The organism is Pseudomonas sp. R5-89-07 (assembly GCF_003851685.1).
Taxonomy (GTDB): domain Bacteria; phylum Pseudomonadota; class Gammaproteobacteria; order Pseudomonadales; family Pseudomonadaceae; genus Aquipseudomonas.
In genome coordinates this window covers 3,373,918-3,389,407 of sequence record NZ_CP027727.1, presented here as the reverse complement: position 1 = coordinate 3,389,407, position 15,490 = coordinate 3,373,918, and the positions used below count along the sequence as shown (strand labels likewise).

Sequence of the window (15,490 nt, the reverse complement as noted above, 5' to 3'; positions counted from 1 at the left end):
CTTGTGTCAGACAAGATGAAACCATCCCGCGCCGCCGCGCTCCAAAACTTGCAACTGCCCTCTCTTTGCCCAGAGCCAATCATGCAATTTTTATCCAACCCCCACGGCTGTGAAGGCTGGGCCGGTGAAATGGCCCAGCAGATTCGCGCGTTTGACTGGTCAACCACCGACCTGGGCCCGATCGATCGCTGGTCCACCAGCCTGGCCTGCACCGTGCAGATGATGCTCGCCTCGCCAGTGCCCATGGTGATGCTGTGGGGGCGGGCCGGTTACATGATCTACAACGACAGCTACTCGGTGTTCGCGGGCGGGCGCCATCCGTACTTGCTGGGCACGCCGGTGGAGCTGGGCTGGCCGGAAGTGGCCGAGTTCAACCGGCATGTGGTGGACACCTGCCTGGCGGGTGGCACCTTGTCGTTCAACAACAAGGAACTGGTGTTGTCGCGTAACGGCAAGCCGGAAAACCTGTGGCTGGACCTGTATTACAGCCCTGTGGCCGGCGATGACCAGCAACCGGCCGGCGTGCTGGCCATCGTGGTGGAGACCACTGAACTGGTGCGCTCCGAGCGGGTGCGCCAGGAGCTGACCCATAATCTGGAGCAGCGCGTGGCGGCCGAAGTGCAGGCGCGTTCCGCCGCCGAGGAGCAATTGCGCCAGTCACAGAAGCTGGAAGCGATTGGTGGCCTGACCGGCGGCGTGGCCCACGACTTCAATAACCTGCTGCAAGTGATCGCCGGCAACCTGCACCTGCTGGCGCGGCATGAGCCGGACAACCCGCAGGTGCAACGGCGGGTGGCTGCCGCCATCGCTGCGGTGGAACGCGGCGCTACGCTGTCCTCGCAACTGCTGGCGTTTGCCCGGCGCCAACCGTTGTCGCCGGCGGTGTACAACCCGCAACGCATCTACGCCGGTCTCGGTGAACTGCTGCAACGCGCGCTGGGCGAGACCATTCACCTGGACGTGCAGCTGCCGCAGGATTCCTGGTGCATCAACGTCGACCGCAACCAACTGGAAAACGCACTGCTCAACCTGGCGATCAATGCCCGCGACGCCATGCAAGGCGAGGGTGTGATTCGTATCACTGGCGAAAATATCATTCTCAACCCGGCCGAATGCGCGGGCAAAAGCATCAAGCCCGGCGAGTACGTGCGCCTGGCGGTCACCGACACCGGCGTGGGCATGCCGCCGACGGTGCTCAAGCGTGCGTTCGAGCCGTTCTTCACCACCAAGCGCGAGGGGCAGGGCACCGGCCTGGGGCTGAGCATGGTGTTTGGCTTTGTGCGCCAAAGCGGCGGGCATGTCGACATCTGGAGCGAGGAGAACAAAGGCTCGGTGGTGCAGATGTATTTTCCGCGCAGCCTGGAACCGGAACACCTGGACCTGGATACCGGCGAGGAAAGCCTCTGCACCGGCCAGGAAACCATTCTGGTGGTAGAGGACAATGAAGGCGTGCGCCTGACCGTGGTGGAGCTGCTGCAGCAATCGGGCTACACCGTGCTGACCGCTGAAGACGGCGACCAGGCCATGGCCAAACTGCAGTCCGGCCTGCAACCGGAATTGATCTTCACCGATGTGGTGATGCCCGGCCGCGTCAAGAGCATCGACCTGGCCAACTGGGCGCGAGAGCAGGCGCCGCCGATCCCGGTGCTGTTCACCTCCGGCCACACCCGCGACATTCTTTCCTCCAATCATCTGCTCAGTGCCGATATTCACCTGCTGAGCAAACCCTACAGCCCCGACGCCCTGACGCAACGGGTGCGCAGCGTGCTCACCGCCAGACAAGGTTGTCCATGACTTCACAGCGCAACATCCCTTCACCGACCGCCCAGCACACCGGCTTCGTGCGGGTGCGCGGCGCTCGCGAACACAACTTGCGTAACGTCGATGTGGATATCCCGCGCGATGCCCTGGTGGTGTTTACCGGGGTGTCCGGTTCCGGCAAGTCGTCCCTGGCGTTTTCCACCGTATACGCCGAGGCCCAGCGTCGCTATTTCGAATCGGTGGCGCCCTATGCGCGTCGTTTGATCGACCAGGTCGGTGTGCCGGATGTCGACAGTATCGAAGGCTTGCCGCCCGCCGTGGCCCTGCAACAGCAGCGTGGCACGCCGAGTGCGCGCTCCTCCGTGGGCAGTGTGACCACCTTGTCGAGCCTGATCCGCATGCTGTATTCGCGCGCCGGCAGCTACCCGCCGGGGCAGGCGATGCTGTATGCCGAGGACTTTTCGCCGAACCTGCCCCAGGGCGCGTGCCCGCAATGCCATGGCCTGGGCCGCGTGTATGAAGTGACCGAAGCGTTGATGGTGCCCGATCCATCCCTGACCATCCGCCAGCGCGCGGTGGCGTCCTGGCCGTTGGCGTGGCAGGGGCAGAACCTGCGGGATATCCTCGTGACCCTGGGCTATGACGTGGATATCCCGTGGCGCGACCTGCCGAAAAAACAGCGCGACTGGATTCTGTTCACCGAAGAAACCCCCACCGTGCCGGTGTACGCCGGCTTCACGCCGGCGCAAACCCGCGATGCCCTCAAGCGCAAGCTGGAGCCCAGTTACCAGGGCACTTTCAGCGGCGCGCGGCGCTACATTCTGCACACCTTCGCCCACACCCAAAGTGCGCTGATGAAAAAGCGCGTGTCGCAGTTCATGCAAGGCAGTGCCTGCCCGTTGTGCGAGGGCAAACGGCTGACCAAGGCGGCGCTGTCGGTGAAGTTTGCCGGGGTGGATATCGGTGAGCTGTCGCAACTGTCCCTGAACCGCCTGGCCGAGTTGCTGCGGCCGGTGGCGGCGGGGCAGGACAAGATGAAATTGTCGGTGGAAAAACGCCTGGCGGCCCAACGTATCGCCGAGGATTTGCTGGAACGGGTCAGCACCTTGATCGAACTGGGGCTGGGCTATCTGTCCCTGGAGCGCAGCACGCCGACCCTGTCGTCCGGAGAGTTGCAGCGCCTGCGCCTGGCCACTCAACTGGGCTCGCAGTTGTTCGGCGTGATCTACGTGCTGGATGAGCCTTCCGCAGGCCTGCATCCGGCCGATGGCGAGGCCTTGTTCAGCGCACTTGCGCGCTTGAAGGCCGCCGGTAATTCGCTGTTTGTGGTCGAGCATGACCTGGAAACCATGCGCCGCGCCGACTGGCTGATCGATGTGGGCCCGGCCGCGGGCGAACACGGCGGCCAAGTGCTGTACAGCGGCCCGCCCGCGGGGTTGGCGGATATCGCCGCATCGCAGACTCGTGAGTACCTGTTTGCCCAAGCGCGCCCGTCGAATCAGGCGCGGCGCGAACCCAGCGGCTGGCTGAAGCTGCAAGGGGTGACGCGCAATAACTTGAACAATCTTGAGGTGGGTTTCCCGCTGGGCTGCTTCACGGCGGTAACCGGGATTTCCGGTTCGGGCAAGTCCAGCCTGGTCAGCCAGGCGCTGTTGGAACTGGTCAGCAGTGGCCTTGGGCGCGTGCTGGAAAGTGTCGATGAGCCGAGTCTGGAAGACGCTGCGCCCGCCGCCAGCGAGGGGCGCATCAGCGCCGGGCTGGAGCATATTCGCCGTCTGGTGCAGGTGGACCAGAAACCCATTGGCCGTACGCCGCGTTCCAACCTGGCGACCTACACCGGGCTGTTCGACAACGTGCGCAAACTGTTCGCCGCCACGCCCACCGCGAAGAAGCGCGGTTACGACGCGGGGCAGTTCTCCTTCAACGTCGCCAAGGGCCGTTGCCCGAACTGCGAAGGCGAGGGCTTTGTCAGCGTTGAATTGCTGTTCATGCCCAGCGTGTATGCGCCATGCCCGACCTGTCACGGTGCGCGATACAACCCCGAGACCCTGGCGGTCAAATGGCAAGGCTTGAACATCGCCCAAGTGCTGGGCTTGACGGTGGAGCAGGCCGTCGACGTGTTCGCCGAGCAACCGAGCGTGCTGCGCGCACTGCAGGTGCTGCGCGATATCGGCCTGGGCTATCTGCGTCTCGGCCAGCCGGCCACCGAGCTGTCCGGGGGTGAGGCGCAGCGCATCAAGCTGGCGACCGAGCTGCAACGCAATGCGCGGGGCGCCACGTTATATGTACTGGACGAACCGACCACCGGGCTGCATCCCAGGGACGTCGACCGCTTGCTCAGCCAGCTCAATCAATTGGTGGAGGCGGGGCATACGGTGGTGGTGGTCGAGCATGAAATGCGCGTGGTGGCCCAGAGCGACTGGGTCATCGACATTGGCCCCGGCGCCGGGGATTCGGGCGGGAAAGTGGTTGCCAGTGGTACGCCGCAGACGGTCGCCAACAGTAAAACCAGCCGCACGGCGCCATTCCTGGCGCGAGAACTTGGCTAGCCGCCAGGAATGCGGGAGGGCACGTGCGTCCTCCCGCCGGTTCTCAAGCGACTTGCCTGGCCCGTTCGCGTTCGGCGACCAGCTGGCGGGTCAGCGGTATCAGCGTCTTGCCGTAGTCGATCGCATCATTGAGCGGATCGAACCCGCGAATCAGGAACGTGGTGATGCCCAGGTCGTAGTAATCCAGCAACGCCTGCGCGACCTGTTCGGCCGTGCCCACCAGCGAGGTGGAATTGCCCTGTGCGCCGAGCAAGCCGGCAATCCCGGTCCACAGGCGCTTATCCAGACGCGAGCCTTGGGCCGCTGCCGCCAGCAACCGGCGCGAGCCTTCATTGGGTGGTTCGCGCCGCACAAAGCCGCTTTGCTCGGCCAGCGCCGTGGCTTGCTGCAAGATAGTGTCTGCCCGCTGCCATGCCAGTTCTTCCGTCTCGGCGAGGATCGGCCGCAATGACAGGCTGAAGCGAATCGTACGCCCGTGCCGCGCCGCTTCGGCACGCACCTGGGTCACGACCTCGCGCACCTGCTCATAGGTTTCGCCCCACAGCGCATACACATCCGCATGCTTGCCTGCCACCGCAATCGCCGCCGCGGACGAGCCGCCGAAGTACACCGGGATATGCGGCTGTTGCGGCGACTTCACGCTGGAGTACGCCCCTTCGACCTGATAGTACGTGCCGGCGAAGTCGAAGGGTTTGTCGCTGGTCCATTCCTGACGCACCACGCTCAAGTATTCATCGGTGCGCGCATAGCGCTCGTCCTTGCCGATATGGCTGCCGTCGGCACGCAGCTCGCGGTCGTCGCCGCCGGTGATGATATGCACGGCGGTACGGCCGCCGTTGAACACATCCAACGTGGCGAACTGGCGCGCGGCCAACGTGGGCTGGGCGAAGCCTGGGCGGTGGGCGATCAGGAATTTGAGCCGTTGCGTCACGCTGGCGGCGTGGGCGGCGATCAGTGTGCTGTCCGGGCTGTTGGAATGGAAGGCCACCAGGGCACGGTCGAAGCCGGCCTCTTCATGGGCGCGCGCCACACGTTCAACGTAGTCCGGCTGCAGGGTGGGGCCGCTGCGCGGGTGGATTTCGGAGGCATGGTGGCCGCCGATGTAGCCGATGAATTCGATGCTCATGGTCAGGTCCTTGTTGAAGTCGATAAACAAGCCTCCACCGGGCAGGGGGTCGGTCCGTAGCGTGAAAATAGAGCGCACGGGCGTGCCTGTAAAAGGCCGATTGGTTCTAACCTAATTATTAAATTATGGAATTATAGATTTTCATATTATCAATGGATTGCATTTTGCTATTGCTGTGCACGCCTGTTGCGTGACGTGCTTGCCTGGTCAGCGCTCGACAGCCTGCCCATTTGAACTACCTTGATTGACGAGCCTTCCCACTCGGTATTCACGCATGCGCACGTTATGGACGCGGTACCTGGCGTTGCTGGAAAACGACCTGAGCACACAGGTTTTCGACAACGTGAAAAACCTGCTGGTGTGCGCGTTGCTGTTTGCGGCGGGCACCAATACGCTGGTGGGGCGCCATGAGTTATTCATCGGGGTCTTTGCCTCCTATGTCGCCGGTTGGGGGCTGATCATCCTGTCGACGCTGTTGGTGTTGTTGAACGTCAGTGACGGCATTCGTCGGCTGGCCAAGCTGCGCTATCACCTGGCGCTGCAACTGCTGCTGATCCTGATCTACCTGGTGGTCGCTGAACGCGTGGTCGAGATTGTGTGGGGCTTCCGCGCCCATTGAAGTATCCTCCGCGCCTCGTTCACCACTGATTCAAACCAAGATGACAGGACAAGATATGCAGGCGCTGCTGGAGTCGATCCTCGACGAAGTGCGCCCCCTGATCGGCCTCGGCAAAGTCGCCGACTACATCCCCGCCCTGGCCGACGTGCCCGCCAACCAGCTGGGCATCGCGGTATATGGCAACGACGGCGCGGCCTACTGCGCCGGTGATGCCGACACGCTGTTCTCGGTGCAGAGCATTTCCAAGGTGTTCAGCCTGGTGCAGGCCATCGACCACGGCGGCGAAACCATCTGGGAACGCCTGGGCCACGAACCGTCGGGGCAACCGTTCAACTCCATGGTGCAACTGGAATTCGAACGAGGCCGCCCGCGCAACCCGTTTATCAACGCCGGCGCGCTGGTGATCTGCGACATCAACCAGTCACGCTTCGCCGTGCCGATCCTGTCGATGCGCGATTTCGTACGGCGCCTGTCCGGCAACCCGCAGATCCTGGTCAACAGCGTGGTCGCCGATTCGGAAGCGCAGCACGGCGCGCGCAACGCGGCCATGGCTTACCTGATGAAGTCATTCGGCAACTTTCACAATGATGTGGACGCGGTGCTGCACAGTTATTTCAATTACTGCGCCTTGCAGATGAGCTGCCTGGACCTGGCCAGGGCGTTCAGCTTCCTGGCCAACGAGGGCGTGAGTGCCCACAGTGGCGAGCAGATTCTGACGGCGCGCCAGACCAAGCAAGTCAACTCGATCATGGCCACCAGCGGGCTGTATGACGAGGCGGGTAACTTTGCCTACCGGGTGGGATTACCGGGCAAGAGCGGGGTAGGCGGCGGGATTGTCGCGGTGGTGCCGGGGCAGTTTACGGTGTGCGTGTGGTCGCCGGAACTGAATGCAGCGGGGAATTCGCTGGCGGGGATGAAGGCGTTGGAGTTGTTGAGTGAGCGGATTGGGTGGTCGGTGTTTTGAGCGAGAAACCGCTTAGAGGTGTTGAACAGCCCACTGCAGGACATGGGACACACATTGAGGTAAAGTCGAGCCAGCGTTCGACGCCTAAGGTGATCTATGCTCATCGCCATTGATCAACCCTTGTCCTGAGCCGGAGACCAACATGTCACGTAAAAAAGTTAAATCCCAAATTACCGAGGCACAGATTCTTGCCCAGGAATCGAGCATTCCCTCCATTGCGGCCAAAGCATTCAGGGATGCCTACGAGGTTGCCCTTTCCAAGGGAGAGTCCGTACTTATGGTTCGCGACGGCCAACTGGTTAAAGTTTCTACTACGGAAATGTTGGTTATCCGCCCTGTGGAAACCTACGGCACTCTCAAAGCCGGCACGCGCTTGAAAACCAAAAAGTCTTTATTGGACCGTCGGTCTGCCCAGGCGCAGATACAGGCTTGAGTACCACCCCCCGCGTCCGTATGTTCGCCGGACCGAACGGGAGTGGAAAGAGCACATTCAATTCGAAGGTTCCGGCCCACTTGCTGGTCAATTACATCAATCCTGATGCAATTGAGCTGGGCATTCGTGAAACGGGTTTTTTCGATTTTGCTGCCTTCGGGCTGTACCGCTACGCCAAGTGTGCGATCACGTTCTTGCGCAGCCATTCGCTGCTTTCAAAGTTTCCTGATTCCCTTGTCAAACTGGATGACCTGGCCGCCAAGGGTGAACGGATCATTTTTGCTTCGCGCAACATCGACTCCTATATCGCTTCCGCTCTTTCTGACTATATTCGGGTGTCTCTGATTGGGGAACGCGTAAGTTTTACATTCGAGACAGTCATGTCGGACGGCAGCAAAATTGAGCTGCTAAGGCAGGCGAAAGCTGCTGGTTATCGGGTATACGTTTATTACGTTGCTACTGCGGATGCTGATATTAACGTTGCTCGGGTTGCCTACCGGGCCTCTATAGGTGGCCATGATGTACCACCGGACAAGATTCGATCTCGTTATAAGCGCTCTTTGGAAAACCTGTCAGAGGCGATTCTCTTATCCAATCGAGCCTATATCTTTGACAATTCGCAAGACGGCGAGCCCAGGTTTGCGCAAATTGCCGAGATTACAGAAGGCGAGGATATCGATATTGTTGCGGACACCCAGCCTGCATGGTTTCAGCAGTATGTCATCGATAAGTTGACGTAGACGTCGGAGGGCAAAAGCCGCTGAAGTGAGTATCAGGCTACCTTGGCATTTCAAGGACCTTTCCCCTTTATCTGATGGATATTTTTATGGCCTATGAACTCCATATAGCCCGTGTCGAAAGCAATGTAATCACGCCTGAAGAATGGCGTGCCTTGTGTGCCAATGATCCAACCCTGGTGTTACAGGACGAAGTGACTGCCGTTAACCCCGCCACAGGAGCGACGATCTCGCTCAGCGGTAACGAAACTGCTTACTGGACCTCTACCACCACGCAGCAGGATTATTATTTCGATTATCGCCGTGGCCAGATTTCGTTTGTATACAGCGATGAGAGCATCGTCAAAGCCAAGGCGATCGCCCAGGCCCTCGCCGCCGAAATTCGAGGCGATGAAGGGGAGCAATACTGAGGCGCCTAGGCTTTAAGCGGCTTCACGAACAGGTCGATTAGCAGGTACAACGCGCCGACGGTAATCGCGATATCTGCAATATTGAATACCCCGGTATGTGCTGGCCCGACGTTCAGGATCATGTAATCAACCACATGGCCGTCGCGAAACACCCGGTCGATCAGGTTTGCGATGCCACCCAAGGCGATGGCGTACAGCGGCAAGACTTTACGCAGTGGCTGGTTCCAGTTGGAGAGGGACCATCCCATCGCCCAGGCCACTACGACGGCTACGCCGATGATAAAAATCAGTTGTTTGACCTGTGGCGGCAAAGCGGCGCCCAGGCTCAGGAATGCGCCGGGGTTCAGGCTTAGCTCCAAAGCAAGATTGATTGGGTTTGAGCCGATTTTGAAGCTTTTGGCATGCAGTGAAACTAGGGCCAATAGTTTTACAAGCTGGTCCAGGGCGATGAATGCGATGCCAGCGAGGAGGGCGAACGTACGGCCTCGCACTAGGGGCGACGTGCTCAAGTGGTAACTTCCTGTTTGGGGCGTTCGAAAGGAGCGCCTGAAGATAGCTCAGGCGCCTGGTGCCGTCTACGTTCAGGCAGCCGGATGAGCCTCATCCAGTGCTTTGTCCACCAGCAGCTGTACGCCTTCGAGCATGCGGCAGATGCCCAGTGCGATATTACGTTGAGCGCCATCGACGTCGAATGCCAGGTGAGTGGCGATATCGTTGATGGAGGCTAGATCCTGGGATGCGTTGACCAGCAGGGTTTCCGTACACAGGTTGGGGCGTACGGTGAAGAGGTGTTCTGGGGGGTTGGGGCTGTCTTTGATCATGGTGAAGTTCCTCTGATTAAGTGGAGCCGCCAACATTCGCGGTCAAGCAAAGAGGGTGGCAGCTGTACGCGGGTTGACCGACCGGCAATCAAAGGAAATCCGGCATACCCGAAGGTATCCCGCGTACAGCCGCCGCGACACGATACCTCAGGCGCAAAGAAAACGCCGAATAGGTTTTGGCCGTAGCTGTCCTTCAATTAATCGGACGGTCAAGTCCGGTCGCTGAGTGGGTAGCGACGGCAGTGAGGTTAGTTAGCGCTCTTCCGACCGACAACCTGAAACGGTCGTGGGAAAACTCTGAGAGTCCGGGGCGAAGTGCTATCCCTCTGGGAAGGGGCTTGCTCCCGATGCAGTGTGTCAGCCAGCTCCGTTGTAGCTGATACACCGCCATCGGGGGCAAGCCCCCTCCCACGTTTGATCTTTACTGGTTTTGGGATTTATGTGAGCCCAAACAAAAAATGCGCCCCTGAGGGCGCATTTTTTTGTTCGGTCAGCGATTGCCTATCAGGCCTTTGCATCCCAGGCGCGATCGCCGTGCTCGTCTTTGATCCGAGTCGGCAAGCCCATCCCATCCAGCGCTTTGAGGAACGGCTCAGCCGGCAGTTCCTCAACGTTGGCCATGTGCTTCACGTCCCACTCGCCACGCGCTACCAGCAGCGCAGCGGCTACTGGCGGAACGCCGGCGGTGTAGGAGATGCCCTGGCTGTCGGTTTCCGCGAAGGCTTCTTCGTGATCCGCCACGTTGTAGATAAACATCTCACGCGGCTGGCCGTTTTTGGTGCCTTTGACCAGATCGCCAATGCAGGTCTTGCCGGTGTAGCCCGGAGCGAGCGAAGACGGGTCGGGCAGCACGGCCTTGACCACTTTCAACGGCACCACTTCCAGGCCTTCGGCGGTCTTGACTGGCTTCTCGGAAAGCAGGCCGAGGTTTTTCAGCACGGTGAACACGTTGATGTAGTGCTCGCCGAAGCTCATCCAGAAGCGCACGTTCGGCACGTCGAGGTTTTTCGACAGCGAGTGCACTTCATCGTGGCCGGTGAGGTAAAGGTTCTGCGAACCGACGACCGGCAGGTCGTCGGTGCGTTTGACTTCGAACATGGTGTTGCTGGTCCACTGGCTGTTCTGCCAGCTCCACACCTGTCCGGTGAACTCGCGGAAGTTGATTTCCGGGTCGAAATTGGTGGCGAAGTATTTGCCATGGGAGCCGGCATTGACGTCGAGAATATCGATCGAATCAATGCGGTCGAAATGCTGTTGCTGCGCCAGCGCGGCGTACGCGTTGACGACACCTGGGTCGAAGCCCACGCCAAGGATGGCGGTGATGTTCTTCTCTTTGCACTCTTGCAGATGGTTCCATTCATAGTTGCCGTACCACGGCGGGGTCTCGCAGACCTTGCCCGGCTCTTCGTGGATGGCGGTGTCCAGGTAAGCCACGCCCGTATCGATGCAGGCACGCAGCACCGACATGTTGAGAAACGCGGAACCTACGTTGATGACGATCTGCGAGTCGGTCTCGCGGATCAGGGCCTTGGTCGCTTCCACGTCCAGGGCGTTCAGCGCGAAGGCTTGGATGTCGGCGGGTACCTTGAGGCTACCCTTGGCCTTGACGCTGTCGATGATGGCCTGGCATTTGGAGATGTTGCGCGACGCGATAGCAATACGACCGAGTTCGTCGTTGTGCTGCGCGCACTTGTAGGCCACCACCTTGGCGACACCTCCTGCACCAATGATAAGAACGTTCTTTTTCAATTGCTTTATCTCTCCTTTATCCGCCAGCTTACGAAAGGCTGGACAGGTAGTCGTCGTAACCAAATTCACGAACCACCTCGACTGTACCGTCGAGTTGTTTCACTACGATGGACGGCATTTTCAGGCCGTTGAACCAGTTTTTCTTGACCATGGTGTAGCCTGCGGTGTCGATGAACGACAGCCGATCGCCGATGGCCAGCGGACGATCAAATGGGTACTCGCCGAAGATGTCGCCGGCCAGGCAGGATTTGCCGCACACCATGTAGGTGTGCTCACCCTCGCTCGGCGCCAGCTTGGCGTTGAGGCGGTAGATCAGCAGGTCCAGCAGGTGCGCTTCGATGGAGCTGTCGACCACGGCAAGATTTTTGCCGTTGTAGAGCGTGTCGAGCACGGTGACTTCCAGGGAGGCACTGTTGGTGATCGCCGCTTCGCCGGGTTCCAGGTACACCTGCACGCCGTACTTCTCGGAGAATGCCTTCAAGCGCGCGCAAAACGCGTCCAGCGCATAGCCTTCACCGGTGAAATGGATGCCGCCGCCGAGGCTGACCCACTGGACCTTGTGCAGCAGCGCGCCGAAGCGTTCTTCGATGGTGCCGAGCATCTTGTCGAACAGACTGAAGTCGCCGTTTTCGCAGTTGTTGTGGAACATGAAGCCGGAGATCTGATCGATCACGCCGTCGATCTTCACCGGGTCCCACTCGCCCAGGCGACTGAACGGGCGCGCCGGGTCGGCCAGCAGGTAATCGGAGCTGCTCACCTGCGGGTTCACGCGCAGGCCACGGGTCTTGCCTTCGCTGCGTTCGGCAAAGCGCTGCAGCTGGCTGATGGAGTTGAAGATGATCTTGTCGCAGTTCTCCAGCATCTCTTCGATTTCATCGTCGGCCCAGGCCACGCTGTAGGCGTGCGCCTCGCCTTCGAACTTCTGGCGACCGAGCTTGAGCTCATACAGCGACGACGACGTGGTGCCGTCCATGTATTGCTGCATCAGGTCGAACACCGACCAGGTGGCAAAGCACTTGAGCGCCAGCAGAGCCTTGGCGCCGGACTGCTCGCGCACGTAGGCAATCTTCTGCATGTTGACCAGAAGCTTCTGTTTGTCGATGAGGTAGTACGGCGTTTTGATCATTTTTGAGAGCCTGCGGCGGTGCCTGCCAAAAAAGGACACGCATTGTGCCCGCACTTGGAGCAGATCGAAAGGTTAGCCGGCGGAATTTGCGCGCCTGCATACAAGCATAGGCTCTCGGTGTGACGGTACAGATAGTCAGGCGATAGAGGGCGCCCGGCGTCCCTGAGCGATTTTTATCGCGAGCGACGCCGGCAATGGCGATCAGTTGCCCAAGACAAAACGCACCGAGAAGGCATTCACCGGATTGTTCATATCGATTGGAGTGCACTAAGCCAGCCCACCTTGGACTCAACACAGCTGTGCGTTTGCTGCGACGCACTGAAAGGCGTGTCCAATGTGCCCAGCGCAATCGAAATCCAGCCCGGATAAGCACCGTTGGCATCCGACCAAAACAGTGACGAGCCGCACTGCGAACAGAATTGACGGGTAACGCCCGGCGAGGATTCATAGCCTCGCAGCGCATCTGCGGCAGCGTGAATGTTCACCGCTGTCCTGGGCGCGCTTGCGTAGCTGGCGAACGCTGCGCCGTGGCCCTTCTGGCATTTTTTGCAGTGGCAGTGGGTGGCGGCCTTGAGCGGTGCCATGACCTGATAGCGGATTGCGCCGCAGAGGCAGCTGCCTTGGCTGGTTTTACTCATCTCAATTCAATCCCATCCATGTTCAACGCTGAACGCTGTGGCGAGGGAGCTTGCTCCCGCTGGGCTGCGTAGCAGCCCCGAAAGTCGCAATCGAAGTGTTTCAGATGGCAAATATGACTGATTTGGGGCCGCTCCGCGACCCAGCGGGAGCAAGCTCCCTCGCCACAGGTGTCAGCCTATTAACATGAGCGTTACTTGTGATCATCTTCAATTATATGAGTTTGTCTCATTGCCGCCCGCTGCCGACAATAGCTGCCATACCTTTATGTACGGGAGCTGTAAGTTATGGCAGTCGCTCATTCCCTCGGTTTTTCGCGCTTTGCGCGCGACCGCGAACTTAAAGGCGCGCAGGAAGCGTTCTGGAACGGCAAGCTCGATGAGGCCGGCCTGCGCGCCGTAGGCCGTGACTTGCGCCAGAAGCATTGGGCGTTGCAGAAGCAAGCCGGCATCGAGCTGCTGCCAGTCGGTGATTTCGCCTGGCACGACCAGGTGCTGACCCACTCGCTGATGTTTGGTGTGATCCCTGAACGTTTCCGCCCGGTCAAGGGCCATGCCACGCTGCGGACGTTATTCGACATCGCCCGCGACACCCGCTGCGGCGATGCTCACGCCTCGTGGTTCGATACTAGCTCTGACTACCGGGTGCCGGAGTTCAGCGTCGATCAGCGATTTCACCTGGGCTGGGATCAATTATTCGAAGAAGTCCAAGAAGCTCGCGGCCTCGGGCATACGGTCAAACCGGTGGTCATCGGCCCGCTGACGTACCTGTGGCTGGGCAAGGCCAAGGGCTGTGCCTTCGACAAGCTCGACTTGCTCGAGCGTCTGCTGCCGCTGTACGGCCAGATCTTCCAGCGCTTGGCCGAGCTGGGTGTGGAGTGGGTACAGATCGATGAGCCAATCCTGGCGCTCCAGCTGCCGCAGGCCTGGAAGAACGCGTTCGAGCGCGCCTATAACCTGATCCAGCGTGACCCGCTGAAAAAACTGGTCGCTACCTACTTTGGCGGGCTCGAAGAAAACCTCGGCCTGGCCGCCAACCTGCCGGTCGACGGCCTGCATATCGACCTGGTGCGGGCACCGGAGCAGTACCCGACCATTCTTGATCGTCTGCCCGCTTATAAAGTGCTGTCTCTGGGTGTGGTCGATGGCTGCAACCCAGCGCGCTGCGACCCTGAAAAAGCCCTGGCGACCTTGCAGCGTGCCCACGAAAAATTAGCCGATCGCTTGTGGGTGGCGCCGTCCTGCTCGCTGCTGTACGGCCCGGTGGATCCGCAGCGTGAAGACAACAGTTGGCTGACCTGCGCCTTGCAAACGTGCGCGCAGGTCGCGGCGCTGGCCCAGGCCGTCGACCAGCCCCGGGTACCAAGCGCTCGCGCAGCCGGGTTGCGCGTGAAAACTGCGCGGCCGGCGTTGGCGTTGTAGGTCATACTGGCGGGCATGACTTTCGACTCGCCGCTCGCCGCTTATCAATACGCTATCGCCCAGCAGGGCTTCGTGCCCGACGACGCCCAGCGCCGTGCGGTGGAGGCCTTGCAAGCCTGTCATCAGGCCTTGCACCAGGGCCGTTCGCCCCCTGCAGGGGTTTATCTGTGGGGCCCGGTGGGGCGCGGCAAGACCTGGCTGATGGACCAGTTTTACCAGAGCCTGCGCGTGCCCGCGCGACGTCAGCATTTTCATCACTTCATGGGCTGGGTACACCAGCGCCTGTTCCAGCTCACCGGTATCAAAGACCCGCTGCAGGCCTTGGCGCGGGAACTGAGCCGGGACGTGCGCGTGCTGTGCTTCGATGAGTTGTTCGTCAATGATATCGGTGACGCGATCATTCTTGGTCGTCTGTTTCAGGTGATGTTCGAGGAGGGTGTGGTGATGGTCTGTACCTCCAATCAACCGCCTGACCAACTGTACGCCGATGGCTTCAACCGTGAACGTTTTCTGCCGGGTATCGAGGCGATCAAGCGGCATATGCAGGTGGTGGCGGTGGACGGTAGCGAGGATCACCGCCTGCATCCGGGGGTTGGTCTGCAGCGCTACTGGGTGAATCAACCCGATGCACTGGCCACCGTGTTCAGGCAGTTGAGCGCCGGACAAACTGTCGGCGACGTGAAGCGGGTGAGCGTGGGGCATCGCATGATTACGGCAGTACAGGCCAGTGACGAGGTACTTTGGTGCCGCTACGCCGAACTCTGCGAACAGCCCCTCGCCGCGATGGATTTCATGTTGCTGTGTGATCGTTTCAAAGCCATTTTGTTGGCACAAGTACCCAACCTCAGCGCACAACAGCGCCCCGGTCGCATTGCCCGTGGCACCGAAGACGGGGCCGAGCGCGTGGTCGCGGGGGATCGCCAATTGCCGGCGCTGTCGGTGCACGATGACAGCGTGCGGCGCTTTATTGCGCTGGTGGATGAATGTTACGACCGCAAAGTGCCGTTGTTCATCGAGGCCCAGGTGCCGTTGGAGCAGCTTTATACCGAAGGCTACCTGGCGTTTGCCTTTCGTCGCACCTTGAGCCGCTTGCAGCAAATGCAGCTGCAGCGCTTCGGTACCTGAGAGCCCTGGTATT

14 protein-coding genes and 1 pseudogene are annotated in these 15,490 nt (G+C 60.3%); 9 read left to right on the top strand and 6 right to left on the bottom strand.

Annotation, left to right across the window (positions count from 1 at the left end; translation table 11 throughout):
* Window positions 1–81: 81 nt before the first annotated feature.
* Both C4J94_RS15495 and uvrA read left to right on the top strand, forming a co-directional pair.
* Window positions 82–1,794: an ATP-binding protein gene (locus C4J94_RS15495; RefSeq protein ID WP_124386984.1), complete on the top strand. Its 1,713-nt coding sequence runs from the start codon at window positions 82–84 to the stop codon at window positions 1,792–1,794.
* On the top strand, window positions 1,791–4,310 hold the full coding sequence (gene uvrA / locus C4J94_RS15490; protein WP_124386983.1) for an excinuclease ABC subunit UvrA: 2,520 nt from the start codon (window positions 1,791–1,793) through the stop codon (window positions 4,308–4,310). The genes C4J94_RS15495 and uvrA overlap by 4 nt, the downstream gene beginning before the upstream one ends.
* Window positions 4,311–4,353: 43 nt before the next feature.
* On the opposite strand, the gene C4J94_RS15485 is transcribed toward uvrA, so the two are convergent.
* Entirely contained in the window at window positions 4,354–5,436 is a 1,083-nt protein-coding gene (locus C4J94_RS15485) for an LLM class flavin-dependent oxidoreductase (RefSeq protein ID WP_124388989.1), read from the bottom strand.
* A 274-nt stretch (window positions 5,437–5,710) separates the two neighbouring features.
* On the opposite strand from C4J94_RS15485, the gene C4J94_RS15480 reads away from it, so the two are divergent.
* From C4J94_RS15480 to C4J94_RS15460, 5 genes are all read left to right on the top strand, one after another.
* The gene (locus C4J94_RS15480) at window positions 5,711–6,055 is read left to right on the top strand and encodes a hypothetical protein (protein ID WP_124386982.1); all 345 of its coding nucleotides are present in this window, start codon (window positions 5,711–5,713) and stop codon (window positions 6,053–6,055) included.
* Between the two features lie 55 nt (window positions 6,056–6,110).
* Window positions 6,111–7,019: a glutaminase B gene (gene glsB, locus C4J94_RS15475; protein ID WP_078743128.1), complete on the top strand. Its 909-nt coding sequence runs from the start codon at window positions 6,111–6,113 to the stop codon at window positions 7,017–7,019.
* 142 nt (window positions 7,020–7,161) lie between these two features.
* On the top strand, window positions 7,162–7,452 hold the full coding sequence (locus C4J94_RS15470; RefSeq protein ID WP_124386981.1) for a hypothetical protein: 291 nt from the start codon (window positions 7,162–7,164) through the stop codon (window positions 7,450–7,452).
* A gap of 80 nt (window positions 7,453–7,532) precedes the next feature.
* Window positions 7,533–8,192: a zeta toxin family protein gene (locus tag C4J94_RS15465; RefSeq protein WP_256657532.1), complete on the top strand. Its 660-nt coding sequence runs from the start codon at window positions 7,533–7,535 to the stop codon at window positions 8,190–8,192.
* Window positions 8,193–8,278: 86 nt separating this feature from the next.
* Complete coding sequence (locus C4J94_RS15460; protein WP_256657531.1) at window positions 8,279–8,599, top strand: hypothetical protein; 321 nt, start codon at window positions 8,279–8,281, stop codon at window positions 8,597–8,599.
* A 5-nt stretch (window positions 8,600–8,604) separates the two neighbouring features.
* Here the strand turns inward: C4J94_RS15460 and C4J94_RS15455 are convergent, their stop codons facing one another.
* From C4J94_RS15455 to C4J94_RS15435, 5 genes are all read right to left on the bottom strand, one after another.
* Window positions 8,605–9,108 (bottom strand): signal peptidase II, encoded by a 504-nt coding sequence (locus tag C4J94_RS15455; RefSeq protein WP_124386979.1) that lies wholly within the window; start codon window positions 9,106–9,108, stop codon window positions 8,605–8,607.
* 72 nt (window positions 9,109–9,180) lie between these two features.
* Window positions 9,181–9,420 carry a DUF6124 family protein gene (locus C4J94_RS15450; RefSeq protein WP_124386978.1) on the bottom strand — a complete coding sequence of 80 codons (240 nt, stop codon included), beginning with the start codon at window positions 9,418–9,420 and terminating at the stop codon, window positions 9,181–9,183.
* Window positions 9,421–9,924: 504 nt separating this feature from the next.
* Entirely contained in the window at window positions 9,925–11,169 is a 1,245-nt protein-coding gene (locus tag C4J94_RS15445) for a saccharopine dehydrogenase family protein (protein WP_124386977.1), read from the bottom strand.
* A gap of 28 nt (window positions 11,170–11,197) precedes the next feature.
* Window positions 11,198–12,295 (bottom strand): carboxynorspermidine decarboxylase, encoded by a 1,098-nt coding sequence (locus C4J94_RS15440; protein WP_124386976.1) that lies wholly within the window; start codon window positions 12,293–12,295, stop codon window positions 11,198–11,200.
* 248 nt (window positions 12,296–12,543) lie between these two features.
* Window positions 12,544–12,933, bottom strand: a complete 390-nt coding sequence (locus C4J94_RS15435; RefSeq protein WP_124386975.1) for a GFA family protein — start codon at window positions 12,931–12,933, stop codon at window positions 12,544–12,546.
* Between the two features lie 285 nt (window positions 12,934–13,218).
* Between C4J94_RS15435 and C4J94_RS15430 the strand changes: the two are divergent.
* Window positions 13,219–14,289: pseudogene (locus C4J94_RS15430) on the top strand (5-methyltetrahydropteroyltriglutamate--homocysteine S-methyltransferase); the annotation flags it as partial.
* 78 nt (window positions 14,290–14,367) lie between these two features.
* Entirely contained in the window at window positions 14,368–15,477 is a 1,110-nt protein-coding gene (zapE, locus tag C4J94_RS15425; protein ID WP_124386973.1) for a cell division protein ZapE, read from the top strand.
* Window positions 15,478–15,490: the final 13 nt, after the last annotated feature.